The organism is Mycobacterium colombiense (assembly GCF_003284975.1).
GTDB classification, from domain to species: Bacteria; Actinomycetota; Actinomycetes; order Mycobacteriales; family Mycobacteriaceae; genus Mycobacterium; species Mycobacterium europaeum_A.
The window spans coordinates 23645-48712 of record NZ_QMEU01000030.1; the positions used below are offsets into that span (position 1 = coordinate 23645).

Consider the following 25068-nt stretch of genomic DNA (forward strand, 5'->3'; position numbering starts at 1 on the left):
CCGCGGAACCATCCCTGGGGCCGAGGTGGATCGGCGCGCGAGTTGTCATGCCCTCGACCTTACCCAGTACCGCCGGTACCGAAACCGGGTGTCCAGCGATGCCGGGGCTCGCCCGAACGCTGGCGTGAAAAGATCGGTGCATCATGAGCACCGCTACCGGATCCAGCCGGATTTTCTCCGGCGTGCAGCCCACCTCTGATTCGCTTCATCTGGGTAACGCGCTGGGCGCCGTCACGCAGTGGGTCGCGCTGCAGGACGATCACGACGCGTTCTTCTGCGTGGTCGACCTGCACGCCATCACCGTCGCCCAGGATCCCGAAGCGCTGCGTCGCCGCACCCTGATCACCGCCGCCCAGTACCTGGCGCTGGGCATCGACCCGGCCCGCAGCACCGTGTTCGTGCAGAGCCACGTGCCAGCGCACACCCAGTTGGCCTGGGTGCTCGGGTGCTTCACCGGCTTCGGGCAGGCGTCGCGGATGACGCAGTTCAAGGACAAGTCGCTGCGCCAGGGCGCCGACTCCACCACGGTCGGGTTGTTCACCTACCCGGTGTTGCAGGCCGCCGACGTGCTGGCCTACGACACCGATCTGGTGCCGGTGGGCGAGGACCAGCGTCAGCACCTCGAGCTGGCGCGCGACATCGCCGAGCGGGTCAACAGCCGCTTCCCGGACACGTTCGTGGTGCCGGACATGCTCATCCCCAAGGCCACCGCCAAGATCTACGACCTGCAGGATCCGACGTCGAAGATGAGCAAGTCCGCGGCCACCGATGCCGGGTTGATCAACCTGCTCGACGATCCGGCGGTGTCGGCCAAGAAGATTCGCTCCGCGGTCACCGACAGCGAGCGCGAGATCCGCTTCGACACCGAGGCCAAGCCGGGTGTGTCCAACCTGTTGAGCATCCAGTCCGCGGTCACCGGCGTCGCGATCGACACGCTCGTGGACGGCTATGCCGGAAGGGGTTACGGCGATTTGAAGAAGGACACCGCCGAGGCGGTCGTCGAGTTCGTCGCCCCGATCAAGGCCCGCGTCGACGAACTGTCCGCCGATGTGGCCGAATTGGAGGCCATGTTGGCCGCCGGAGCGGAAAAGGCCAACGATGTGGCCGGGAAAACGGTCCGGCGGGTTTACGATCGGCTCGGGTTTCTTCCACCAGGGAACTAGATCCCAACGGAGCTAGATCCGCTTCTCATTGGAGTCGTGCGATGAGCGAGCCGGCCAAGCCGGGCATTTTCGATCGACTGCGGACCCGCTACGGGTGGATCGACCATGTCATCCGTGCCTACCGGCGTTTCGACGATCGCAACGGCGGGTTCTTCGCGGCCGGCCTCACCTATTACACGATCTTTGCGTTGTTTCCTTTGCTCATGGTCGGTTTCGCGGTCTTCGGGTTCGTGTTGGCCCGCCGGCCCCAGTTGTTGAGCACCATCGACGACCACATCCGCTCCCAGGTGAACGGCGCGCTGGGTAATCAGCTGCAGGAGTTGATGAATTCGGCGATCGATGCCCGAACCTCTGTCGGTGTCATCGGTCTGGCCACCGCGGTGTGGGCGGGCCTGGGCTGGATTTCGCACTTGCGCCAGGCGTTGACGGAGATGTGGTGGGACACCCACATCGAATCACCGGGCTTCGTACGCAACAAGCTCTCCGACCTGCTGGCGATGGTGGGGACGTTCGCGGTGATCGTGGTCACCGTCGCGCTGACCACCGTCGGCCACGCCACGCCCATGGCCGCGCTGTTGAAATGGCTTGGCATACCGCGGTTTATGGTGTTCGACTGGCTGTTCTGGTTGATTTCGCTTTTGATCGCGACGCTGGTGTCGTGGCTGCTGTTCACCTGGATGATCGCCCGGTTGCCGCGCGAGAAGGTCAACCTGACCGATTCGATGCGCGCCGGGCTGATCGCCGCGATCGGCTTCGAGGTGTTCAAACAGGTGGCGTCGATCTATCTGAAGACGGTGCTGCGCAGCCCCGCCGGCGCCGCGTTCGGGCCGGTGCTCGGATTGATGGTATTCGCCTACATCACCGCCTATCTCGTGCTGTTCTGCACCGCCTGGGCGGCGACGGCGTCCGCCGATCCGCGCAGTCAGCCCGTCGCGCCTCCGGCCCCAGCGATCATCGCGCCGCGGGTGCAGCTGGACGAGGGCCTGGGCACCCGCCAGACGCTGACGGCGATGGCGCTGGGAGCCATTGGTGCGCTGACGCTTTCCCGCATCGCCCGCTCCACCCGCCGCGCTCGCTAGCCGACCAGCTTCAGGCCCGCGACACAGGCCACGATCCCGGCGATCAGCGCCAGCTTGATCGGCGACGCGGATTCGTCGCCGGCCAGCATCGCATAGCCCGCCGTGAGCGCGGCCCCGATGCCGACCCAGACCGCATAACTGGTTCCGACCGGCAGCGTGCGCATGGCGATCGCCAGCCCGGTCATCGAAAGAGCGACGGCCGCAAGGAAAACCAGTGAAGGGACCGGCCGGGAGAAGCCGTCCGATTTGTTCAGGGCGGTCGCCCACACCGCCTCCATGATCCCCGACGCAATCAGGACGAGCCAGGCCATCACGCACCCCCACGGCGCCGTCTTGTCGCTGGCCGGGTACGGGGCCCCTCGTCCGGTGTCAGGTGCTGACGGGCTCGATGCTAACAAACGTCGCGCGGGCGACCGTGCCAGGTGCCGCGCACCATGACGTCCGAGATGCCCAGACGATCGTCCAGCACAACGAGATTGGCGTCATAACCCACCCGCAGCTCGCCCACCCGCCCCAGTCCGAGGGCCCGCGCCGGCGTCGCGGCCGTCGCCTGCACGGCCGGCGCCAGCCCCGCGTCGGCGTGCACGGTGCGGAAGAGTTGATCCATGGTGGCGGTGCTGCCGGCGATCGTCGACGTCCCGTGCACCCGGGCCACGCCGGAGACGACGTCGATGGCCACCGACCCGAGCCGAAACGCGCCGTCGGGCCGGCCGGCCGCGGCGATCGCGTCGGTGACCACGGCGACCCGGTCGGCTCCGGCGGCCGCGATCACCGCCCGTACCACGTCGGGGTGCAGGTGCACGCCGTCGGCGATCAACTCGACGACCACGCGCGGGTCGCGAAGCAGGGCCAGGACCGGGCCGGGCTCGCGATGGTGCAGCGGCGGCATCGCGTTGAACAGATGCGTGCCGACCGCGGCGCCCAGCGCGATGGCGTGCCGGGTCTGCTCGTAGGTCGCGTCGGTATGGCCAAGCGCCACAACGACTCCCGCGTCGGTGAACCGCCGGATCGCCGCGTCCGCCCCGGGCAGCTCCGGCGCCAGCGTCACCATCCGGATCGCGCCGCCGCCCGCGGCCAGCACCGCGTCGATCTCGGCCGGGTCCGGATCGCGCAGCTGGGTGCGGTCGTGGGCCCCGCAGTGTGCCCGGCTCAGCCACGGCCCCTCGAGATGGATGCCCGCGATGGTCCCCCGTCCGGTGGCCTCGGCCAGCGCCCGCACACCGGCGAGCAGGTCGGGCGGTGACGCGGTCACCAGGCTGGCCAGCGTGGTGGTGGTGCCGTGCCGCTGGTGGAACGCGGCGGCGCCGGCGATGCCGTCGGCGTCGGTGTAGGAGGCGCCGCCGCCGCCGTGCACATGCATGTCGATAAAGCCTGGCACCACAGTGCAATCCGGGAAATCCCGGTCGGCCGGGCCCGGCGGCGGGCCGGGCGCGCAGGCCGCGATCCGTTCGCCGGAGGTTTGCAGCCAGCCCGGGCGGCAGACCCGGCCGTCGAGCACCATGGTGCCCGCGGCGATCACGGGCACGGGTTCTCCCAGTGGCCGCCGTTTTCCCAGAAGTGGCGGATGTCCTCGAGCTGGCGGCCCTTGGTCTCCGGCGCGTAGCGGTAGACGAAGAGGAACGCGACCACCGCGAGCGCGGCGAACAGCGCGAAAGTCCCTGCGCCGCCCAGCGAATGGAGCAGGGTCAGGAACACGGCGGCGATGATGGCGTTAGCCACCAGGTTGGAGGTCAACATGGTGCTCGACCCGATCGAGCGTAGCCGGGATGGGAAGCTTTCGCTGGCGTACACCCAGCCCAGGGAGCCGAAACCCATGGTGTAGCCGAAGATGAACAACAGGATGCCGGCGAACCCGGCGATCGTGCCGCCGAAACCCCGCCCGAACACCGCCATCAGCACGACGTCGGCGACGATCATCATGGCGGTGCCCCACAACAGGATTGGCCGCCTGCCCACCCGATCGACCAGCAGCAGCGCCGCGCCCACGGCGGCCAGCCCGGCGACCTGGAGCAGCGCCGGCAGCCCGAGCAGCGCGAAATTGCCGGTGAAGCCCATGGCCGCAAAGATGCGGGGGCTGTAGTAGATGATCGCGTTGATGCCGGTGATCTGGATCAGGAAGCCGAGCACCACCACGAAGGCGGTGGCGCGCAGGTACGGGGGGCGCAGCATCTCGGCGAACCCGCCCCTGGCGCCGGGCTCGGCCTCGCTGAGCGCGCGGCCGATCTCGGCCAGCTCCTCATCGACGCGCGCCGTCGGTTCGACCCGCAGCAGCGCCAGGCGGGCGTCATCCATCCGGCCCTTGAGCACGTACCACCGGGCGGTGTCGGGCATGCCGATGATCAACGGCAGCAACAGGATTGCGGGCACGCAGGCCAGACCCAGCATCCACCGCCAGCTGTGAGTGCCGGCCAGCACGTAACCGGTCAGATAGCCGACGATCAGACCGGAAACGATCGCCAGCTGATAGGCCGTCAGCAGCGAGCCGCGCACCGCCGTCGGGGCCGATTCGGCCACGTACACCGGGACCACCACCACCGTCACGCCGATGGTCAGGCCCAGCAGCAGCCGCGCCGCCAACAGCATCGGCAGCGAGATCGAGAATGCGGCCAGCAGCGCGAAAACCGTGTACGCGCACAGGATCAGCACCACCGATCGCTTGCGCCCGATGACGTTGGCCAGCACGCCGGCGCCCAGCGCCCCGACGATCTGGCCGATCACCACCATCGTGGTCAGCAGTTCTTGCTGGCGCGTGGACAAGCCGAAGTCCTCGGTGACGAACAACTGCGCCCCGGCGATGATGGACAGGTCGTAACCGTAGATGACGCCCACACTGGCGGCGGTCAACCCGACCAGCAGTCCGCGCCGCGATCCGCGTGCCACGGCGCTCAGCGGTGCTGCGGTCGGCGGTTCATCGAGCGGGCCATCATGATCAGCGCGAACACCACGACGGTGCCGATCACCGCCACGCCCACCCGGATCGGCATGGCGTCGGCCGACGGGATGATCCCGGCGGCCGCGGCGTTGCTGGCGAGCGGGTCGGCGGCGGTGTCGCGCTTGGCCGGTGCCAGCGACGGGTCGGGGGCGATCAGCGAGCCGACCTGGGTGCCCTGCGGCGTGGAGAAGCCGTAGTCCAGCAGGTGCGCGGCCTGTTCCCACGGCGCGATCGGCTGACGCGTGCCGTGCAGCAGCACCGCCACCAGGCGTCGCCCGTCGTGGTTGGCCGCGCCCACGAACGTCTGGCCCGCGTCGTCGGTGTAACCCGTCTTGCCGCCCAGGGCGCCGGGATACTTGTAGAGCAGCTGGTTGTCGTTCTCCAGCTCGTAGCCCGGGTGGTCGCCGTGGCCGGGGAAGTCGAACGTCCGCGTCGCGACGATGTCGGCGAACGTCGGGTTCTGCCAGGCGTAGCGGTAGAACAACCCGATGTCGTAGGCCGAGGTGCTCATGCCCGGCGCGTCCAGCCCCGACGGCGAGGCCACCCGGGTGTCCTGGCCGCCCAGCTTGGCCGACAACACGTTGATCTTCTCCAGCGCCTGCTGCATGCCGCCCAGCTGCATGGCCAGCGCGTGCGCGGCGTCGTTGCCGGAGTGCATCAGCAGCCCGTGCAGCAGCTGGTTGACGGTGAACACGCCGCCCTCCTCGACGCCGACCTTGGTGCCCTCGGCCGCGGCGTCGTCGGCGGTCCCGGGAACCGCCTTGTTGAGGTTGAGTGCGTTGATGGCGGCCATCGCGACCAGCACCTTGATGATGCTGGCCGGGCGGTGCCGCCCGTGTGGGTCCTTGGCCGCGATCACCGCGCCGCTGTCGAGGTCCGCGACCAGCCACGCGTCGGCGGAGACGTCGTTCGGCAAGGCCGGTGTGTTCGGCGCGGCGACGATGCCGCAGCTGCCCAGCGCGTCACCGCCGACGGGCTTGGCGGGCACCGCCAGCGGGATCGGCGGGTCACCGGCGGTGGGGGCCTCGGAGGAATCCACCGCGGGCGGCGTGGTCACCTTGTACGGGCAGTTGGCCGGCGCGGCATTCGGTTCGGCGCCGGGCTCGGCGTTGGCGAGCGGCATCCCGAGCGTGACCGGGGCGGCGATCAGGAAAAACGCCGCTGCCAGGCATGATGCGGAACGTAACAGGGTCATTGTCTGAGCACAGTAAGCGATCGACCGCCCGAATCCGGGGAGCCGCGCTGTGACTGGTGAGACGGAAGTTACTGAGCCGGGTCGGTCTGGCCGGGTTACGCTGGGCACGCGGTCCGTTCGGAACCCATCGACCGCCCCGAATCCCCGAGGGATGTGCCATTTCAAACGATCGGTTCTGGTCTCGAACGTGGTCTCAGTTGCGGCGCGACGGCGACGGCCCGCGATCGTTGGAACAGCTACTCAAGCGGGTGGAGAAGGGCAGCCAGGTTCGCGGCTCCGACGACGACCGCGTGCTGGAAGAGCTGAAGCTGCACCGCGACGCCACGCCCGAGGGCGACCTGCGGTCCGCACTGGCCTGGCTGTGCAACGCGCAGTCGCGGATCACGAGCAGCCCCACGACGGCGCATTCCCGCGAGGTGCTGCTGGCCGCCTACGAGGTCAAGCGGATCCTGGCTACAGCCGACGGCACTCGTCGCTGAGCACGCCGCGCAGCGCCGCCTCGATGAGGTCGAATTCGGCCTGCCCACTGATCAGCGGCGGCGCCAGCTGAATGACCGAATCGCCGCGGTCGTCGGTGCGGCAATACAACCCCGCCTCGAACAGCGCCGCGGAGACCCGGGCGAGCAGCGGGCGGCGCTCGTCGTCGCTGAAGGTCTGCCTGGTGGCCTGGTCCTTGACCAGTTCCACGCCGTAGAAGAAACCCTCGCCGCGCACGTCGCCGACGATGGGCAGGTCGTACAGCTTCTCCAGGGTGGCGCGCAGCGCGGGCGCGTGGGTTCTGACGTGATCATTGAGGCCCTCGCGCTCGAAGATGTCCAGGTTGGCCAGCCCGACGGCGGCCGAAACCGGGTGCCCGCCAAAGGTATAGCCGTGCGGGAACATGGTGGCGCCATCGTTGAACGGCTCGAACAAGCGCTCGCTGGCGATCATGGCACCGATCGGTGAGTAGCCCGACGTCATTCCCTTGGCGCAGGTGATCATGTCGGGCACATAGCCGAAGTCGCCGATGTCCGAGGAGCAGGCGAACATCGACCCGATCCGGCCGAACGCGCAGATCACCTCGTCGGAGACCAGCAGCACGTCGTATTCGTCGCAGATCTGGCGCACCCGCTCGAAATAGCCTGGGGGAGGCGGGATGCTGCCGCCCGCGTTCTGCACCGGCTCCAGGAACACCGCGGCCACGGTGTCGGGGCCCTCGAACTCGATGGCCTCGGCGATCCGGTCGGCGGCCCACCGCCCGAACGCCTTCGGGTCGGTGCGCAGCGTTTCCGGCGCCCGGTAAAGGTTGGTGTTGGGCACCCGGAAGCCGCCGGGCGTCACCGGCTCGAACGGGGCCTTGTATTTCGGCAGCCCGGTGATCGCCAGCGCGCCTTGGGTGGTGCCGTGGTAGGCGACCGAGCGCGAAATCACCTTGTGCTTACCGGGTTTGCCGGTGAGCTTGAAGTACTGCTTGGCCAGTTTCCACGCCGTCTCGACGGCCTCGGTGCCGCCGGTGGTGAAGAACACCCGGTTCAAATCACCCGGGGTGTGGCCGGCGAGACGTTCGGCGAGCTCGATGGCCGGCGCAGTGGCGTAGCCCCACAGCGGGAAGAACGCCAGCGTGCCCGCCTGGCGGGCGGCGACCTCGGCGAGCTCGGTACGGCCGTGGCCGACCTGGACGGTGAACAGGCCGGACAGGCCGTCGAGGTAACTCTTGCCGCGGTCGTCGTAGATGGTGACGCCCTCGCCGCGGGTGATGATCGGCGGCGTGATGTCCGGGCCGTGCCGGGCGAAGTGGAGCCAGAGGTTGTCAGTCATGTTGTTGGTGAGCGTAACCTCGCGACATGACCGCAGCGCAGCAGGTCAGCGAGTTCGAGTCGCTACGGCCCCATCTCATGGCGGTGGCCTACCGGCTCACCGGCACGGTGGCCGACGCCGAGGACATCGTCCAGGACGCCTGGCTGCGCTGGCACCGGCAGGAGCCCGACAGGGCAACGGAGATCACCGACCTGCGGGCCTGGCTGACCACGGTGGTGAGCAGGCTCGGCCTGGACAGGCTGCGCTCGGCCGCGCACCGCCGCGAGACCTACACCGGCAACTGGCTGCCCGAGCCGGTGGTCACCGGGTTCGGCTCCACCGCTTCGGAAGCCGATCCGCTGTCCGCGGTGGTGGCCGGCGAGGACGCGCGGTTCGCCGCGATGGTCGTGCTGGAACGGTTGTCACCCGATCAGCGGGTCGCCTTCGTGCTGCACGACGGGTTCGCCGTGCCGTTCGCGGAGGTGGCGCAGGTGCTGGGCACCAACGAGGCCGCCGCGCGGCAGCTGGCCTCGCGGGCCCGCAAGACCGTCTCGGCCGAGCCCGCGCCCAAGCCCGATCCGGCGCACGCCGAGGTGGTCGGCAAATTGCTGGCCGCCATGGCCGCAGGGGACCTGGAGGCCGTGGTGGCGCTGCTGCACCCCGATGTGATCCTGACGGGCGACGCAAACGGCAAGGCGCCCACCGCAATCAACGTCATCCACGGCGCCGACAAGGTGGCCCGGTTCTTCTTCGGCCTGGCCCAGCGCTACGGCCCGGCGATGTTCAGCTTGTATCAGCTGGGGCTGGTCAACGGCGAGCTCGGCGGTTACACGCCCGGCTGCCCCGCCGGCGACGGCTACCGCGAGATGATGCCGCGGATCATGGCCGCGACGGTGCGCGACGGAAAGGTCTGCGCCCTATGGGATGTCGCCAATCCCGACAAATTCACCGGGTCCCCGTTGCGGGCTGATCGACCGAGCTAGCCCACGGAACGCGGCACGCGTCACCGGAATTGAAGCCCTGCTCGGTGATGCCCAGCGCGGTGTTCATCCGCGCCCGCATGTTCTCCACCCCGATCTGATAGGTCAGCTCGATCACCCCGGTGTCGCCGAAGCGGGCTCGCAGATCGGCGACCTGCTCGTCGGTGACGGTGTGCGGGTCGGTGGTCATCGCGTCGGCGTAGGCGATGGCCGCGCGCTCGTCGTCGCTGAATGCCGTTGACGTGGCGTAGTTGTCGATGTCCTTCAGGCGCGCGATGTCCAGGCCGTCGAGGCGCTGCAGCATGGACCCGAAGTCGACGCACCACGAGCAGCCGACCGTGCGGGCGGTCCAGAACACCGCCAGTTCGCGCACGCTGACCGGAAGCGTCTTCGACGCCCGGTCGAGCATGGTCTCGTGCAGGGCGCCGGTGATCAGCAGCCCGCGGTGATGTGCGGTGACGGTGAAGGGCTCGGGAACCTGTCCGTAGCGCCGCTTGGCGATCCGGTACATGGTCCGGGTCAGCAGCCCGGTGCGCTTGGGGGGCAGGGGCTCGATGCGGGTTTTCTGTGTCATACCGATCAGACGAGGCGGCCACGGGTTGTGTGACAGGTCCCCGAGGCGCCGGCCGTCAGCAGGTGTTTCCCGCCGATAGGTCCGGGTACCCGGACCTCACCCCCGTCGCGCCAACCGGCGCGTCGGGGTAGCGAGAGGGTGAGGAGATTGATGATGACCTCTCAAAACGATCAACAGTCCGACGATCCGAGGCTGGAACATTTCGACGATCCCGAGCTGGGCAGCGGTGCGCGCGACACCGGCACGGACACTCCGGAGCCCGGTGGGGGAGATCGTCCGGTGGGCACCGTGGACGAAGACGCGAATCCGCCGATGAGCGATCCGACCGCCTCGGATGTCTACAGCGGCACCGGCGAATTGCCCCCGCAGGACACCGGAAGCGCGATCCCGCCCTACGAGGGACGCCAGCAAACCGCCGCGAGTGACTCGGAAGGCGCCGGCGGCGCCACGAGACCGGCGACGAACCCCGATTACGACTCGGTCAGCCCGGAGGACACCCCCGGCGGGGCGACGCAGTCCCCGGCGGACGAACAGCCCGCTGCGCAGATGCCCGAATCCGACCGCGACGACGACCGCGTCGGGCCGGCGCATGTGGCGGGCACCCGTACCGGCGAATCCAAACCTTAGGGCGCCTAGCGCGAGAACATAATCGCGCGCTTGACCTCTTGGATCGCCTTGGTGATCTGGATGCCGCGCGGGCAGGCCTCGGTGCAGTTGAACGTGGTGCGGCAGCGCCACACGCCGTCGACCTCGTTGAGGATGTCCAGGCGCTCGGCGGCGGCCTCGTCGCGGCTGTCGAAGATGAACCGGTGCGCGTTGACGATCGCCGCAGGGCCGTAGTAGCTGCCCTCGTGCCAGAAGATCGGGCAGCTGGTGGTGCACGCCGCGCACAGGATGCACTTGGTGGTGTCGTCGTAGCGGGCGCGGTCGGTCGGGCTCTGGATGCGTTCGCGGGTGGGGGGATTGCCGGTCGTGATCAGGTACGGCTTCACCGCGCGGTAGGCGTCGAAGAACGGCTCCATGTCGACGACGAGGTCCTTCTCCACCGGCAGCCCACGGATCGGCTCGACCGTGATGGTGAGCGACTTACCGGGCTTTTTGGGCAGCAGGTCGCGCATCAGCACCTTGCACGCCAGCCGGTTGACGCCGTTGATCCGCATGGCGTCCGAGCCGCACACGCCGTGCGCGCAGGATCGCCGGAAGGTCAGCGTGCCGTCCAGGTAGCTCTTGATGTAGATCAGCAGGTTGAGCATCCGGTCGCTCGGCAGGCACGGCACCCGAAAGCTTTGCCAGCCACCGGTTTCCGCGTAGGCGTCGGGCTGGTCGGGATTGAAGCGGGCGATCTTGACGGTCACCATCACCGCTCCGTCCGGAATCGCCGGCAGCGGCGGTTCCAGGCTGGTCTCGACCTCGGCGGCCCCTTCGGCTCCGACGCTCTCGGCCATCAGTACTTCCGTTCCTTGGGTTCGTAGCGCGTCTGCACCACCGGCTTGAAGTCCAGCGCGATGTCGCTCAGCAGATCGCTGCCCTGCTTATCGGCCCCAATTTCCTTGTAGGCCATGGTGTGGCGCATGTAGTTGACGTCGTCGCGGTTGGGGTAGTCCTCGCGGGCGTGGCCACCGCGCGACTCCTTGCGATTCAGCGCACCGACCACGGTGACCTCGGCCAGCTCCAGCAAGAAGCCCAGCTCGATGGCCTCCAGCAGGTCGCTGTTAAACCGTTTCCCCTTGTCGTGCACGCTGATTCGGGCGTAGCGCTCCTTCAGCGCATGGATGTCGGTGAGCGCCTGCTTGAGCGTCTCCTCGGTGCGGAACACCGCGGCGTTGTTGTCCATCGACTGCTGCAACGCGTTGCGGATGTCGGCGACGCGCTCGTTGCCGTGCTCGGAGAGGATGTCACCGACCCAGCCCACCACCATCGCCGCCGGTTCCGGCGGCATGTCCACGAAGTCGTGTCCCCGGGCGTAATTCGCGGCGGCGATGCCCGCCCGGCGGCCGAACACGTTGATGTCCAGCAGTGAATTGGTGCCCAGCCGGTTGGCGCCGTGCACCGACACGCACGCGCACTCGCCGGCCGCGTACAGGCCCGGCACCGTAGAAGTGTTGTCCCGCAACACCTGTCCGGTCACGGTGGTGGGGATGCCGCCCATCACGTAATGACACGTCGGGTAGACGGGGACCAACTCGTGCACCGGGTCCACACCCAGGTAGGTGCGGGCGAACTCGGTGATGTCGGGCAGCTTGGCCTCCAGCACGTCCTCACCGAGGTGTCGGACGTCGATGTAGACGTAATCCTTGTGCGGCCCCGCACCGCGACCCTCCAGCACCTCCAAAACCATGGAGCGGGCCACGATGTCGCGCGGTGCCAGGTCCACGATCGTCGGGGCGTAGCGCTCCATGAAGCGCTCACCCTCGCCGTTGAGCAGCCGGCCACCCTCGCCGCGCACCGCCTCGGAGATCAGGATGCCCAGGCCGGCCAGGCCGGTCGGATGGAACTGGTGAAACTCCATGTCCTCCAACGGAAGTCCCTTGCGGAACACGATGCCGATGCCGTCACCGGTCAGCGTGTGCGCGTTGGAGGTGGTCTTGTACATCCGGCCCGAACCGCCGGTGGCCAGCACGACCGCCTTGGCGTGGAAGACGTGGATGTCGCCGGTGGCCAGCTCGTAGGCCACCACGCCGGTGGCCACCGGGCCGCTCGGCGTCTGGGTGAGCACCAGGTCCAGCGCATAGAACTCGTTGAAGAACTGGACGTCGTGGCGCACGCAGTTCTGATACAGCGTCTGCAGGATCATGTGGCCGGTGCGGTCGGCGGCGTAACAGGCCCGGCGCACCGGGGCCTTGCCGTGGTCGCGGGTATGCCCGCCGAAGCGGCGCTGGTCGATGCGGCCCTCGGGGGTGCGGTTGAACGGCATCCCCATCTTCTCCAGGTCGAGCACGGCGTCGATGGCTTCCTTGCACATGATCTCCACCGCGTCCTGGTCGGCGAGGTAGTCGCCGCCCTTGACGGTGTCGAAGGTATGCCATTCCCAGTTGTCCTCTTCAACGTTGGCCAGCGCCGCGCACATGCCGCCCTGCGCCGCCCCGGTGTGGCTGCGGGTGGGGTAGAGCTTGGTCAGCACCGCGGTGCGCACCCGCGGGCCCGCCTCCACCGCGGCCCGCATGCCGGCACCACCCGCGCCGACGATCACCACGTCGTACCGGTGTTGCTGGATCATCGGGTCAGCCTCCGATATTCGGGTCGAATGTCAGCAGCACGTAGGTGCCCAGCACCAACGTGAACCCCATCGACAGCAACAGCAGGCTGTTGAGCCAGAAGCGGGTGCTGTCCTTGCGGCTGTAGTCGTCGATGATGGTGCGCAGGCCGTTCCCGCCGTGCAGCTGCGCCAGCCACAGCAGCGCCAGGTCCCAGAACTGCCAGAACGGCGACGCCCAGCGCTGTGCCACATAGTTGAAGTCGATGCGGTAAACGCCGTTATCCCACATCAACATGATGAACAGGTGCCCGATCGCCAGCACGAACAGCGCGATCCCGGAGAACCGCATGAACAGCCACGCGAACTTCTCGAAGTTGGGGATGCCGGCCCGCCGCCGCGGGGAGCGCGGGTTGTCCAGGCTGGCGGGGCGGTCGTACAGGCGCTGCTTGACCGGGGCGAGGTCGCCTCTTTGGTTTGTAAGACCCAGCTGAAGGTCCGGGCCGCTCATCGGAAGTGCTCCATCATGTGGATGACCGTCACCACGCCGGCCGGAACCATCAGCAGCAGGAACACAACACCGACGATCCAGAACATCAGCCGCTGATAGCGCGGGCCCTCGGACCAGAAGTCGATCAGGATCACCCGGATCCCGTTCAGGCCGTGGAAGAGCACCGCGGCGACCAGGCCGTATTCCATCAGCCCGACGACCGGCATCTGGTAGTCGTGGATCACCGCGTTGTAGGTCTGCGGGCTGACCCGCAGCATCGCGGCGTCCAGGACGTGGACGAACAGGAAAAAGAAAATCGTCGCGCCGCTGATCCGGTGCAGCACCCACGACCACATGCCGGGGTCACCCCGGTACAGCGTGCGTGGTGGCCTGCGTTTGCGCGAGGGAGCCGGAGCCGCCGGATCCGCGGTTGTCGGTTGCGTAGTCACCCAGTATCACCCCAGTCCTGCGCCTTCTTCCGGCTTCAACGTCGGTCACGCCGGGCACTTGAGCTTAGCTCGGACACGCTGTGACTTGGGACAATGTCCGTCGAGCGAAATACCGTTTTGCGGCTAGGGTGACTGTCGGAATCGGCATCGGTGAGTGGGGTTTCATGACGCCTGAGATCGACTGGAAGATGTTGCGGGACAAGGCGATAGATGCCGCCGAGGGTGCCTACGCACCGTACTCGCGATTCCGGGTCGGGGCGGCCGCGCTGGTCGATGACGGCCGGGTGGTGACCGGCTGCAATGTGGAGAACATCTCATATGGCCTTGGTCTCTGCGCCGAGTGTGCGGTGGTGTGTGCCCTGCATTCGGGCGGCGGGGGGCGCCTGGTGGCGCTGGCGTGCGTGGACGGGCGGGGATCGGTGCTGATGCCGTGCGGGCGGTGCCGTCAGGTGCTGGCCGAACACGGCGGCCCCGAGCTGCTGATCGACCATCCGCGCGGGCCGCGCCGCCTCGGCGACCTGCTGCCGGACGCCTTCGGGCCCGACGACCTGGCACGCGGACGTGGCTGATGCACGCGGTCGCTTGCTGAGCGTTACCGGTCGGCTTACCGTCATGCGTGTGCAACGGGGGAGCGCGCCGCCGACGGGATCGCTGCCCCGGTTTTTTGTTGCGGTGCTGATCGCCGCGGGTATGGCGGCCGCGGGATGCGCGTCGCAGTCACCCACCGCAAAGCCGCCGTCGGGGACCTCGTCGTCCTCCTCATCGTCGTCCTGGGTGGAGGACTCCGTCTCCTTCCCGGTCGCGGACATGACGGTGTACGGCACGTTCCGGCATCCGGCGGGGCGTGGCCGGGTCGTGCCGGCGGCGCTGCTGATCGCCGGCAGCGGGCCGACGGATCGCAACGGCGACTCGGCCGCTATGCCGGGTCAGGTCGACACGCTGCGGAATCTGGCGCGGGCGCTGTCCGACGACGGCGTCGCCAGCCTGCGCTACGACAAGCTCGGCACCGGTCAAACCGGGCTCGGCCCCTACGCGAGCGATCCGGCCAAGCTCGATATCGGCGTGTTCCGGGACGAGGCGAGCGCCGCCTTGAACTTCCTGGCCCACCAATCCGGCATCGACCGGGCTCACCTGATGGCGCTCGGCCACAGCGAGGGCGCCCTCTACGCGATGATGCTGGCCACCGCGGCCCCTGGGACAGCTCCCGCGGTGCGGACCCTGGGCCTGGTGGAGCCGGCCAGCCGGCGCATCCTCGACCACGTGTCCGAGCAGGCCCACGCCCAGGCCGACGCGGCCGTCGGGTCCGGACGGGTCAGCGCGGCCCGGGCCGCCGAAAGCACCGCGGCGATCGATCGCGCGATACAGGAGTTCCGCGCGACCGGGCAGGTCCCGCCCGACGAACCGCCGGGGCTGAGGGCGGTGATCAACGCCGCCAATGCGCACGCCCTGTTGCAGGAAGATGCGATCGACCCGGCGGCACTGGCCGCCAAGCTGCCGCGCGACCTGCCGGTGCTGGTCACCTGCAGCGACGCCGATGTGCAGATCACCTGCCAGGACGTCGATGCCCTGGTAGCCGGCCTGACCGCCGCGGGCGCCAAGACCGACTACGTCCACCTGACCGGTGTGGACCACGTCCTCAAAGAGGACGCCAGCCGGATGCCGGCCAATTACCCGAAGCCCCTACCGTTCTCCGCCCAGCTCGTCGGGGCGCTGGCGTCGTTCACCAAAGAGAACGGGGCGACACCCTGAGTGGGGACTCGCTTGACTGACCCCGGGTTCGACGCGCCCACGGTGATCCGGACCAAGCGCGACGGCGGCCGGTTGTCCGACGCCGCCATCGACTGGGTCATCGGCGCCTACACCGACGGCCGGGTGGCCGAAGAACAGATGGCGGCGCTGCTGATGGCGATCCTGCTGCGCGGCATGGACCGCGACGAAACCGCCCGGTGGACGGCGGCGATGCTGGCGTCGGGGGACACGCTCGATTTCGGTGACCTGGGCCTGGCCACCGTCGACAAGCACTCCACCGGCGGGGTGGGGGACAAGATCACCCTGCCGCTGGTGCCCGTCGTCGCCGCCTGCGGAGCCGCGGTCCCGCAGGCGTCGGGCCGCGGGCTCGGCCACACCGGCGGCACCCTGGACAAGCTGGAATCCATCGCCGGGTTCACCGCCCAGCTGTCCAACCGGCGGGTGCGCGAGCAGCTGCGCGTCCTCGGCGCGGCCATCTTCGCCGCCGGCGACCTGGCCCCCGCCGACGCCAAGCTGTACGCGCTGCGCGACATCACCGCCACGGTCGAGTCGCTGCCGCTGATCGCCAGCTCGGTGATGAGCAAAAAACTGGCCGAGGGGGCCGGCGGACTGGTGCTCGACGTGAAGGTCGGCTCCGGGGCGCTGCTGGACTCCGAGCGGCAATGCCGCGAGCTGGCGCACACCATGGTCGAGCTGGGGGCGGCGCACGGCGTGCCCACCCGTGCGCTGCTGACGGACATGAACCGCCCGCTGGGCGCCACGGTCGGCAACGCCCTCGAGGTGGCCGAGTCGCTCGAGGTGCTGGCCGGGGGCGGGCCGCCCGACGTCGTCGAGCTGACCCTGCGGCTGGCCTCCGAGATGCTGGAGCTGGCCGGGATCGGCGACCGCGACCCCGCCGACGCCCTGCGCGACGGCACCGCGATGGACCGGTTCCGCCGGCTCGTCGCGGCCCAGGGCGGCGATCTGTCGGTGCCGTTGCCCCTCGGTCGGCATGCCGAGACCGTGACCGCGCACCGGGGCGGCACAATGGGCGATATCGACGCGATGGCAGTGGGGCTGGGGGCATGGCGGCTCGGCGCGGGCAGGTCCCGACCGGGCGAGCGGGTGCAGCTGGGGGCGGGGATCCGGATCCACCGCCGGCCCGGCGAGCCGGTCACCGCCGGCGAGCCGTTGTTCACCCTCTACACCGACACCCCGGAGCGTTTCGGTGCCGCGCTGGCCGCGCTGGCCGGCGGGTGGAGCGTCGGCGACACGGCCCCGGCTTCCCGGCCGCTGATCATCGATCGGATCGTGACATGACCGCACCGCTGGGGCTCGAGCAGATCAGGAAGGCCCCCAAAGCCCTGCTGCACGATCATCTCGACGGCGGCCTGCGCCCGTCGACCGTGCTGGAGATCGCCGGGCAGATCGGTTACGACGGGCTGCCCGCCACCGACGTCGACCAGCTGGCGACGTGGTTTCGCACCCGTTCGCACAGCGGCTCGCTGGAGCGCTACTTAGAGCCGTTCTCGCACACCGTCGCCGTGATGCAGACGCCCGAGGCGCTGCACCGGGTCGCCTACGAGTGCGTGCAGGATCTGGCCGAGGACTCGGTGGTGTACGCCGAGATCCGGTTCGCGCCCGAACTGCACATCGACCGCGGGCTGTCCTTCGATGCGATCGTCGACGCCGTGCTGGCCGGCTTCGCCGACGGCGAGAAGGCCTGCGCCGCGGCCGGACGCCCGATCGTGGTGCGCCTGCTGGTCACCGCGATGCGGCACGCGGCGGTGTCCCGGGAGATCGCCGAGCTGGCAATCCAGTTCCGGGACAAGGGAGTTGTCGGGTTCGACATCGCCGGCGCCGAGGCCGGCAACCCACCGACCCGGCACCTGGATGCTTTCGAGTACATGCGAGACCACAATGCGCGCTTCACCATTCACGCCGGTGAGGCGTTCGGCCTGCCGTCCATTCACGAGGCGATCGCCTTCTGCGGCGCGGACCGGCTGGGCCATGGGGTGCGCATCGTCGACGACATCGAGGTGCTGGGCGACGGAAAGGTCCGGCTGGGTCAACAGGCATCCATCTTGCGGGACAAGCGTATTCCGCTGGAGCTGTGCCCCAGCTCCAACGTGCAGACCGGTGCCGTCAACAGCATCGCCGAGCACCCGTTCGATCTGCTGGCCCGCACCCGCTTCCGGGTGACCGTGAACACCGACAACCGGCTGATGAGCGACACCTTCATGAGCCGCGAAATGCACCGGCTGGTCGAGGCTTTCGGCTACGGGTGGAGTGACCTCGAGCGGTTCACCATCAACGCGATGAAATCCGCGTTCATCCCGTTCGACGAGCGGCTGGCGATCATCGACGAGGTGATCAAGCCGCGCTATGCCGTGCTGATCGGCTAGACGCCAAGTCCGGTAGCCCATAACGGGTCCGGCTCGACCGACAGCCCCATGGCCCGCACCGTGCTGGCCAGGTGGGTCTGCACCGCGCGGAGCGCCCGCGCTAAGTCGCCGTCACGCAGGGCCTCGGCGATGCCCCGATGCTCGGCCATGATCGTGGCCACCCGATCGGGTTCGCGCAGCGCCGATTCGCCGATCATCCGCATCTGGCGGTCGCGCAGCGTCGAGTAGAAGTTGGACAGGATGGCGTTGCCCGACTCTTCCAGGGTGATGGCGTGGAAGGCGCGGTCGGACTCCAGGAATTCCCGCCAGTCGGCGGCCGCCGCGGCCTCACCCTGCCGTCGCAGCTCGCCGGATTGCCGTTCGAAGACCACGGCCCACCCGGCGGGACCGCGTCCCACCACCTTGGCCGCCGCGAACTGCTCGAGCACCAGCCGGGCCTCCATGACCGCGCGGACCTCGCCGGGTGAGACCGGGACCACCAAAGCGCCGCGCTGGGGATACAACCGCAACAGCCCCTCGGCCTCGAGCCGCAGGAAAGCCTCGCGCACCGGGGTGCGCGACATCCCCAGGGCGGTCGCGACGTCGCCTTCGCTGATCAGCTCGCCGCCGGCGAACTCGCCGGTGAGAATCTGGGCCTTGACGTGATCCAGCGCGCGATCCTTGGCCGTGCCCGGCCGCGGGCCCTTCGCCGCCATACCGCCCCACCCTGGTAGCTAAGTCGTATCTCGAGTGTGCTCCTGACCGTACACGAGCCTCCTTTTACCAGGGCGTATTGACACTGAGATACAAGATAAATACTATTCGGATACGAGAGATGCCCAAGCGGTAAGGAGACCGAGATGGCCACGACGCAGACATTGACCCCGAACCTGGATCCGACGATCCCGGCGCCGATGATCAACGTGGCCGAGTACGGGTTCGAGGGCCGCTTCGAAGAGTGGGCCGCCCAGGCCGAGTACTTCGAGTACTCCAAGGCGGCCAACCCGATCGGGTCGGGGCATGTCCCGGCGGTTCCGCTGCGCCGGTTCGATCCCGAGCTCTACCTCGATGCCGCAACCGGCGTGATCCCGCTGGACCTGTCCCCGGAGCTGGGCATCGGCACCGGCGCGGCGACCAGCCCGGCGCTGCTGGCCAACTTCGTCAGCATCCGCGCCAACGAGCAGATCGACACCAGCCCCAACGCCACCTCGCAGCTGTACTACGTGCTGTACGGGCGCGGCTTCGCGGCGGTCAACGGCCGGCTGATCGAGTGGGAAAAGGGTGACTTCGTCACGCTCCCCGCCGGTTGCCGGTCGGTGTTCTACGCCGCCGCCGACACGGCCATGTACTGGGTGCACGACGAGCCGTTGATGCGATACCTGGGCGCCGAGGCCACCCAGCCGCGCTTCGAGGCGACCAAGTTCCGCCGCGCCGACGCGGTGGCCAAGCTCCAGGAGATCGCGGCGCGCCCCGGCGCCAACGAGAAGAGCCGGGTGAGCGTGCTGTTGGCCAACGCCGATCAGGAGCAGACGCTGACCATCACGCACGTGCTGTGGGCCATGTTCGGGGTGCTGCCGCCCCACCAGGTCCAGCGCCCGCACCGGCACCAGTCGGTCGCGCTGGATCTCATCCTGGACGCCCCGGCGTCCGGCTGCTACACGCTGCTGGGCACCCGCCTCGACTCCCGCGGCGACATCGTCGATCCCATCCGGGTGGACTGGCGGGCGGGTTGCGCCTTCACCACCCCGCCGGGCATGTGGCACGCCCACTACAACGAGACCGACGAGCCCGCCCACCTGATTCCCGTTCAGGACGCGGGGCTGCACACCCACCTGCGCAGCCTGGACATCAAGTTCACCCAGCGCCGCGATCTGGCCGGGTGATCCCCCGGCGGCGGCCCATGCACCGCCGGAGTTCGGCGAATAGTGTGGCTGGACATGAAGGTGCCCCTGCTGGGACCGGTGTCGCTCACGGGCTTCCAGAACGCCTGGTTCTTCCTGGTCCTGCTGATCGTGCTGCTGGTGATCGGCCTTTACGTCGTGCAGCAGTTCGCCCGTCGTCGCCGGGTGCTGCGCTTCGCCAACATGGAGGTGCTGGAGCGGGTCGCGCCGCCGCGGCCAAGTAAGTGGCGCCACGTGCCGACCATCCTGCTGGCCGCCGCGCTGGTGTTGCTGACCACCGCGATGGCGGGGCCGACGTCGGACGTCCGGATTCCGCTGAACCGCGCGGTCGTGATGCTGGTGATAGACGTCTCGGAGTCGATGGCGTCCAACGACGTGCCGCCCAACCGTCTGGCCGCGGCCAAGGAGGCCGGCAAGCAATTCGCCGACCAGCTGACCCCGGCGATCAACCTGGGGCTGGTGGAGTTCGCGGCCAACGCCACGCTGCTGGTGCCGCCGACGACCAACCGCGGCGCGGTGAAGGCGGGAATCGACAGCTTGGCGCCGGCCCCGAAAACCGCTACCGGAGAAGGCATTTTCACCGCGCTGCAGGCGATCGCGACGGTCGGTTCGGTGATGGGCGGCGGCGACGGTCCGCCGCCGGCCCGCATCGTGCTGGAGTCCGACGGCGCCGAGAACGTGCCGCTGGACCCCAATGCCCCGCAGGGGGCATTCACCGCGGCCCGGGCAGCCAAGGCCGAGGGCGTGCAGATCTCGACGATCTCGTTCGGCACCCCGTACGGCACCGTCGACTACGAGGGCGCCACCATCCCGGTTCCGGTGGACGACCAGACCCTGCAGAAGATCTGCGAGATCACCGACGGCCAGTCGTTCCACGCAGACAGCCTGGACTCGCTGAAGAACGTGTACTCGACGCTGCAGCGCCAGATCGGCTACGAAACCGTGAAGGGCGACGCCAGCATGGCCTGGATGCTGCTCGGCGCGTTCGTCCTGGCCGGCGCCATCCTGGCCGGGCTCCTGCTGAACCGCAGGCTGCCCGCCTGAGTCAGCTGGGCAGGCGCCGGTTGATCAACAGTGCCAGCGCGGTCGCGATCAGGGCGGTCAGCACGGCCAGCCGCAGCCAGCCGGAGCTGCCCGGACCCGGCACCGTGCGGTAGCCGATCTCGTTCTCGATGGCGTTGTAGCTCTTTTCCAGCTCGCCCAGGGTGGTGGCGGTGTAGGACTGCCCGCCCGACAGCTTGGCCACCATCTTCATCTGGTCGGTCGAGACCGGGACGGCGATGTGCTGCCCGTCCATCTCGATCTCGCCGCCCTTGGTCCCGAACGAGATCGTCGAGATCGGCACGCCTTCGTCCTTGGCCAGCCGCGCCGCCGTGTAGACGCCGTCGTGCGGATCGCTGGGATTGGAAGGCTTGTTCTCGCCGCCGTCGGAGAGCAGCACGATGCGCGCCGGCGGCGGCTTGTCCCCGCCGGCGACCGCGGTGGCGCTGATCGCGTGCAGCGCGGTGAAGATGGCCTCGCCGGTGGCGGTGCTGTCGGCGAAATCCAGCTTCTTCAGCGCGTCGATGGTGGCCTGGTGCTGCGGGGTCGGCGGCACCAGCAGGTAGGGCGTGCCGGCGAACCCGACCAGGCCGAGGTTGATCCCGGGGGTCAGCTGACCGGCGAACTGAGAGGCGGCCTGTTCGGCGGCCTTGAGCCGGTTGGGTTCGACGTCGCTCGCCCGCATGGACTGCGACATGTCGATCACCAGCATGATGACGGCGCGATTGCGCGGGATGCGCATGTCGTGGGTGGGGGTGGCCAGCGCGATGGTCAACAGCACCAGGCTCAGCAGCGACACGGCGATCGGCAGGTGCCGCCACGGCGACTGCGGCACCGGCGTGTCGGTGTAGCGGTGCAGCCGTTGGCGGCGCCGGGCCGCGACGTAAACGTAGACGGCCAGCAGGGCCAGCGGCACCAAGCCGAACAACAACAGGCCCGGACGCTGGAACCCGTAGAGGGGCAGCGGGCCGATACCGGGAAGCGACACGTCACCAACCTTCCCGTCCAGCCCGCAACCGTCAAACGATGGGACTACTCGCGGCGCAGCCGTCCATCGACGAACTGCTCCAGTTTCTCCCACTCGCGGACCGCCGCGGCGTACGGCGGTGACGGCTTGGTGACCGAGTCGGGCTCGAGCACGGCCGCCACCAACTTGCCCAGCGGCCGGCTGGTCTCGAGCGCCTTGTCGACGGCGGAATCCTCGGAGTAGTCGCCGATGTCGCGCAGCACCTCAACGGCCAGCTCCAGCTGCTCGCGATCCACCGCGTCCGGCCCGTCGGCCAGGTCGTCGGCCAGCCCGCTGAGCACGTAGATGTTGTCCTCGGTGATCTCCACCGCCAGCGATCCGTCGGTCGCCGCGGTGCGGATGTCGTCGTAGGTGCTCAGGTCGGCCAGGTCGTGGTCGTGCTCGTCGGCCAGGTAGCGGGCCAGCGCACGCTCGGAGGTGAAGACGCTGATGCGCCCGTTGCGGCCCAAAAAGATCGGCTGGTCGTCCAGGTAACAGCGCAGCGTGTAGAAGGTGCCAGAACTCGTCATGATCCGGATCGGGTCGATGCCCACCTGCAGCCAGAAATCCTTGTCACTGCCCAGCACCGCGGTGTCGCCGGTGGCCCGCTCCTCGGTAGCCTCGTCGTCGTCCTCGGTCTCGGCCTCGTCGTCGGGATCCGCGGATTCTTCGACGCCCTCGTCGGCGGCGTCGGCGGCGTCGGTGTCCTCGTCGGCCTCGACCTCTTCGCGCTCTTCGGCGAGCTCGTCGGCGGCCTTCTCCGACAGCTTCTCGTCCACCTCGGGGGTGGTGACGATGCCGTCGATCGCGGCGAGCACGTCGTCCCAGCTGCGGCCGATGACCTCGGCAATCGCGTTCCAGCGTTTGGTGCCGGCCTTGCCGGTGAAGTGCTCGATGCCGCCGGACACGGTGCCCAGGATGGGGTTGCCGTTGAAGAACTTCGACACCGCGGGCAGTTCGCACACCGACCCGATGGACGACACGATGGCCAGCGTGCCGGCCAGCGCGGCCACCGACTCCTCGGTGGGCTTCTCCGCCACCAGCTCCTCGACGGCGATCAGGTCGAACTGCTGATCCCCGGCGGGTTCGAAGGTGTGCGCGTGCGCCGAACGCAGCTCGTTCCACGACGGGTGGTCGGCCAGGTCGTTGTCGTCGTTCGAACGCACGAAGGCAACCAGGTCCGCGACGGAGGCGAACGCGAACAGGTCCTCGTCCTTGCCCAGGAACGCCTCCCACTCGTCGCCGGAGTCACGCCACCGGGGCGCCCACACGGTGTAGCGGTCACCATCGGACAGGCTCAGGCGGATGGGCACGAGGTCAGCAGCCATGCGGCACACAATAGCGACCTGATCTCTAGCCCCAGATATCGGTGATGGGCGCCGCGCTGGCGGCGTACCCGGTCTTGGGCAGTCCGTACATCTGCTCCACCGTGGACAGCACGTTGTAGTGGTTGATCTGTTCGCTGTAGCTCCCGGGCCGCACGTGCGCGCCGTAGAACACCGTCGGGATCTGGTTGCGGCTGCCGTTATCGTCCTCGTCGAACGTGACGATCAGCAGGCTGTTGTTGGCCGCCGCCCAGTTCGCGTACCCGGACAGGTTGCGGTTCAGCCACGAGTCGGCCTGCGCGATCGAGCCGTCGTGCATGTTGTCGTCGTTGTTGGGGATGACGAACGAGACGGTGGGCAGGCTAGCGTAGTTGCCCATCGGGAACGCGGAGAACGGCAGCGAGTTCGCCGCGGGCACGTTGGTGAAGTTGGCCCATGGCACGTGCTTGCGCGCGTACTTGCCCGCGCTGCACACCGGCGAGCCGGCCGCGGGCAGGCCTTCGGCGAAACCGACGAATGTGTGGCCCGCGGCGAGCAATTCGGATCCCAGGTTGGGTGCGGCGCCGCCGTTGACCGGGCACAGGTCCTTGGTGACCCCGAAGGTGTTACCGGCGAACAGCGCCAGATAATTCGGTTCGCTGGGGTGAGTTTCGGCGTACGACTGGGTCATGTTGGCGCCGGCCGCGGCCAGCGAGGTGATGAAGGGCGCCGACTTGTTGCCGATGATGCCGTTCTCGGAGCGATTCTCCTCGACGACGATCACGATGTGTGCGGGTTGCGGAATGGCCGCTGCCGCAAGGCCTATGCGTGGGGTCAACGGGCTGGCCGCGAGCGCCAGCAACGCCACCGCGGCCAGTGGCCGCAGGGCCCGGCACGCCCGGCCGATCAGCCTTCTCGGACTTCGAAATTCGCCCAACACGCCCGGAGTATATGAACGGGCGCAGGCGTTTTCCTGCGACGGCCGCAGCGTGTCCGGAGGGCTTTGCGCGATCGTTATATACCCTCGACCCATGGAAGTGTGCGTCATCGATCACCCGTTGGCCGCCGCCCGGCTGACGGTGCTGCGCGACGAACGCACCGATGCCGCCGGTTTCCGCGCCGCGCTGGGAGAGCTGACGCTGATGCTGGTCTACGAGGCCAGCCGGGACGCGCCGCGAAAGTCGGTGCGGATCCGGACCCCGGTGGCGTCGACCGTCGGGACGCGGTTGGTCAAGCCGCCGCTGCTGGTGCCGGTGCTGAGGGCCGGGCTGGGCATGGTCGACGCCGCGCACGCGGTGATACCGGAGGCCGAGGTGGGATTCGTCGGGGTCGCCCGCGACGAGCAAACCCACCTGCCGGTGCCCTATCTCGAGGCGCTGCCCGACAAGCTTGCGACCAGGCCGGTGATCATCCTGGATCCGATGCTGGCCACCGGCGGGTCGATGGCGCACACCATCGGCCTGTTGCAGCGCCGCGGCGCAACGGATCTCACCGTGCTCTGCGTGGTGGCCGCCCCGGAAGGCCTTGCGGCGGTGCGGGAAGCGGCGCCGGACGCCCGGGTGTTCACCGCCGCGGTCGACAAGGGGCTGAACAAGTCGGCCTATATCGTGCCCGGCCTCGGCGATGCCGGTGACCGCCAATTCGGGCCCCACCTGTTCACCAGCTCTGCACCGCAGCGACCAGCCGCTCGCGCAGGGCGCGGGCGCGCCGCCGCGAAGCGCTCAGGTCGTCGTCAACCGCGCAGCGAATCTCCAAGTAGCACTTGAGTTTCGGCTCGGTCCCCGACGGGCGCACCACCAGCCTGATCGACGCGCCGTCGCCGCCGGCGGTGAAGATCAGCGCGTCGGTGATGTCGGTGAGCTGCGCGGGGTAC

General features: G+C 68.8%; 25 protein-coding genes, 1 pseudogene and 1 riboswitch. Of the genes and pseudogenes, 12 read left to right on the top strand and 14 right to left on the bottom strand.

Annotation, left to right across the window (positions count from 1 at the left end; genetic code table 11):
* The first annotated feature begins 143 nt into the window (after window positions 1-143).
* A complete protein-coding gene (gene trpS / locus DQP58_RS12670; protein WP_112708717.1) occupies window positions 144-1163 on the top strand; it encodes a tryptophan--tRNA ligase in 1020 nt (339 codons plus the stop codon).
* A gap of 41 nt (window positions 1164-1204) precedes the next feature.
* Window positions 1205-2242, top strand: a complete 1038-nt coding sequence (gene yhjD, locus DQP58_RS12675; RefSeq protein ID WP_112708718.1) for an inner membrane protein YhjD — start codon at window positions 1205-1207, stop codon at window positions 2240-2242.
* On the opposite strand, the gene DQP58_RS12680 is transcribed toward yhjD, so the two are convergent.
* The 4 genes from DQP58_RS12680 to DQP58_RS12695 form a co-directional block, all read right to left on the bottom strand.
* The gene (locus DQP58_RS12680; protein ID WP_112708719.1) at window positions 2239-2553 is read right to left on the bottom strand and encodes a DMT family transporter; all 315 of its coding nucleotides are present in this window, start codon (window positions 2551-2553) and stop codon (window positions 2239-2241) included. The genes yhjD and DQP58_RS12680 overlap by 4 nt on opposite strands.
* An 11-nt stretch (window positions 2554-2564) precedes the next feature.
* A riboswitch (guanidine-III (ykkC-III) riboswitch) is annotated at window positions 2565-2628 on the bottom strand.
* A gap of 5 nt (window positions 2629-2633) precedes the next feature.
* Complete coding sequence (nagA, locus tag DQP58_RS12685) at window positions 2634-3743, bottom strand: N-acetylglucosamine-6-phosphate deacetylase (protein WP_430915977.1); 1110 nt, start codon at window positions 3741-3743, stop codon at window positions 2634-2636.
* Between the two features lie 14 nt (window positions 3744-3757).
* On the bottom strand, window positions 3758-5122 hold the full coding sequence (locus DQP58_RS12690) for a sugar porter family MFS transporter (protein ID WP_112708721.1): 1365 nt from the start codon (window positions 5120-5122) through the stop codon (window positions 3758-3760).
* A 5-nt stretch (window positions 5123-5127) separates the two neighbouring features.
* On the bottom strand, window positions 5128-6369 hold the full coding sequence (locus tag DQP58_RS12695) for a D-alanyl-D-alanine carboxypeptidase family protein (RefSeq protein WP_112708722.1): 1242 nt from the start codon (window positions 6367-6369) through the stop codon (window positions 5128-5130).
* Window positions 6370-6596: 227 nt separating this feature from the next.
* On the opposite strand from DQP58_RS12695, the gene DQP58_RS12700 reads away from it, so the two are divergent.
* Complete coding sequence (locus DQP58_RS12700) at window positions 6597-6848, top strand: hypothetical protein (RefSeq protein ID WP_112708741.1); 252 nt, start codon at window positions 6597-6599, stop codon at window positions 6846-6848.
* Here the strand turns inward: DQP58_RS12700 and DQP58_RS12705 are convergent.
* A complete protein-coding gene (locus tag DQP58_RS12705; RefSeq protein ID WP_112708723.1) occupies window positions 6823-8166 on the bottom strand; it encodes an aspartate aminotransferase family protein in 1344 nt (447 codons plus the stop codon). The two genes, DQP58_RS12700 and DQP58_RS12705, sit on opposite strands and share 26 nt — an antisense overlap.
* A 26-nt stretch (window positions 8167-8192) precedes the next feature.
* Between DQP58_RS12705 and DQP58_RS12710 the strand changes: the two genes are divergently transcribed.
* Window positions 8193-9128 carry a sigma-70 family RNA polymerase sigma factor gene (locus tag DQP58_RS12710; protein WP_112708724.1) on the top strand — a complete coding sequence of 312 codons (936 nt, stop codon included), beginning with the start codon at window positions 8193-8195 and terminating at the stop codon, window positions 9126-9128.
* Here the strand turns inward: DQP58_RS12710 and DQP58_RS12715 are convergent.
* A pseudogene (locus DQP58_RS12715) lies at window positions 9091-9732 on the bottom strand (carboxymuconolactone decarboxylase family protein); the annotation flags it as partial. The gene DQP58_RS12710 and the pseudogene DQP58_RS12715 overlap by 38 nt on opposite strands.
* 120 nt (window positions 9733-9852) lie before the next feature.
* Here DQP58_RS12715 and DQP58_RS12720 point away from each other — a divergent pair.
* Entirely contained in the window at window positions 9853-10326 is a 474-nt protein-coding gene (locus DQP58_RS12720; protein WP_240629790.1) for a hypothetical protein, read from the top strand.
* Between the two features lie 5 nt (window positions 10327-10331).
* On the opposite strand, the gene DQP58_RS12725 is transcribed toward DQP58_RS12720, so the two are convergent.
* The 4 genes from DQP58_RS12725 to sdhC are packed head-to-tail and all read right to left on the bottom strand — an operon-like array spanning window position 10332 to window position 13738.
* A complete protein-coding gene (locus DQP58_RS12725) occupies window positions 10332-11144 on the bottom strand; it encodes a succinate dehydrogenase iron-sulfur subunit (protein ID WP_112708726.1) in 813 nt (270 codons plus the stop codon).
* Window positions 11144-12916 carry a succinate dehydrogenase flavoprotein subunit gene (gene sdhA, locus DQP58_RS12730; RefSeq protein ID WP_112708727.1) on the bottom strand — a complete coding sequence of 591 codons (1773 nt, stop codon included), beginning with the start codon at window positions 12914-12916 and terminating at the stop codon, window positions 11144-11146. The genes DQP58_RS12725 and sdhA overlap by 1 nt, the downstream gene beginning before the upstream one ends.
* A gap of 4 nt (window positions 12917-12920) precedes the next feature.
* Complete coding sequence (locus tag DQP58_RS12735) at window positions 12921-13403, bottom strand: succinate dehydrogenase hydrophobic membrane anchor subunit (protein WP_112708728.1); 483 nt, start codon at window positions 13401-13403, stop codon at window positions 12921-12923.
* Entirely contained in the window at window positions 13400-13738 is a 339-nt protein-coding gene (gene sdhC / locus DQP58_RS12740; protein WP_240629792.1) for a succinate dehydrogenase, cytochrome b556 subunit, read from the bottom strand. The genes DQP58_RS12735 and sdhC overlap by 4 nt, the downstream gene beginning before the upstream one ends.
* A 257-nt stretch (window positions 13739-13995) precedes the next feature.
* Between sdhC and DQP58_RS12745 the strand changes: the two genes are divergently transcribed.
* Genes DQP58_RS12745 through DQP58_RS12760 form a run of 4 tightly spaced genes read left to right on the top strand, consistent with a single transcriptional unit; the run spans window position 13996 to window position 17964 of the window.
* A complete protein-coding gene (locus DQP58_RS12745) occupies window positions 13996-14400 on the top strand; it encodes a cytidine deaminase (RefSeq protein WP_067138533.1) in 405 nt (134 codons plus the stop codon).
* A 49-nt stretch (window positions 14401-14449) separates the two neighbouring features.
* Window positions 14450-15580: an alpha/beta hydrolase family protein gene (locus tag DQP58_RS12750; protein WP_133259367.1), complete on the top strand. Its 1131-nt coding sequence runs from the start codon at window positions 14450-14452 to the stop codon at window positions 15578-15580.
* Window positions 15581-15592: 12 nt separating this feature from the next.
* Window positions 15593-16879, top strand: a complete 1287-nt coding sequence (locus DQP58_RS12755; protein ID WP_112708743.1) for a thymidine phosphorylase — start codon at window positions 15593-15595, stop codon at window positions 16877-16879.
* Window positions 16876-17964: an adenosine deaminase gene (locus DQP58_RS12760; protein ID WP_112708731.1), complete on the top strand. Its 1089-nt coding sequence runs from the start codon at window positions 16876-16878 to the stop codon at window positions 17962-17964. The genes DQP58_RS12755 and DQP58_RS12760 overlap by 4 nt, the downstream gene beginning before the upstream one ends.
* On the opposite strand, the gene DQP58_RS12765 is transcribed toward DQP58_RS12760, so the two are convergent.
* Window positions 17961-18659 (bottom strand): GntR family transcriptional regulator, encoded by a 699-nt coding sequence (locus DQP58_RS12765; RefSeq protein WP_112708732.1) that lies wholly within the window; start codon window positions 18657-18659, stop codon window positions 17961-17963. The two genes, DQP58_RS12760 and DQP58_RS12765, sit on opposite strands and share 4 nt — an antisense overlap.
* 144 nt (window positions 18660-18803) lie before the next feature.
* Here DQP58_RS12765 and DQP58_RS12770 point away from each other — a divergent pair, with 144 nt between their 5' ends.
* Together DQP58_RS12770 and DQP58_RS12775 are read left to right on the top strand one after the other, a co-directional pair.
* On the top strand, window positions 18804-19826 hold the full coding sequence (locus tag DQP58_RS12770; protein ID WP_112708733.1) for a cupin: 1023 nt from the start codon (window positions 18804-18806) through the stop codon (window positions 19824-19826).
* Between the two features lie 54 nt (window positions 19827-19880).
* Window positions 19881-20888, top strand: coding sequence for a VWA domain-containing protein (locus tag DQP58_RS12775; RefSeq protein WP_112708734.1), 1008 nt, complete (start codon window positions 19881-19883; stop codon window positions 20886-20888).
* 1 nt (window position 20889) lies between these two features.
* Here DQP58_RS12775 and DQP58_RS12780 read toward each other — a convergent pair whose 3' ends face one another.
* From DQP58_RS12780 to DQP58_RS12790, 3 genes are read right to left on the bottom strand one after another with little or no spacing between them, the layout of a single operon-like run.
* Complete coding sequence (locus DQP58_RS12780; RefSeq protein WP_112708735.1) at window positions 20890-21873, bottom strand: VWA domain-containing protein; 984 nt, start codon at window positions 21871-21873, stop codon at window positions 20890-20892.
* A gap of 44 nt (window positions 21874-21917) precedes the next feature.
* Window positions 21918-23219, bottom strand: coding sequence for a protein export chaperone SatS (satS, locus tag DQP58_RS12785; protein ID WP_112708736.1), 1302 nt, complete (start codon window positions 23217-23219; stop codon window positions 21918-21920).
* A gap of 25 nt (window positions 23220-23244) precedes the next feature.
* On the bottom strand, window positions 23245-24105 hold the full coding sequence (locus DQP58_RS12790) for an alkaline phosphatase family protein (protein ID WP_430915980.1): 861 nt from the start codon (window positions 24103-24105) through the stop codon (window positions 23245-23247).
* A 121-nt stretch (window positions 24106-24226) separates the two neighbouring features.
* On the opposite strand from DQP58_RS12790, the gene upp reads away from it, so the two are divergent.
* Window positions 24227-24961: a uracil phosphoribosyltransferase gene (upp, locus tag DQP58_RS12795; RefSeq protein ID WP_112708738.1), complete on the top strand. Its 735-nt coding sequence runs from the start codon at window positions 24227-24229 to the stop codon at window positions 24959-24961.
* Window positions 24962-25068: the final 107 nt, after the last annotated feature.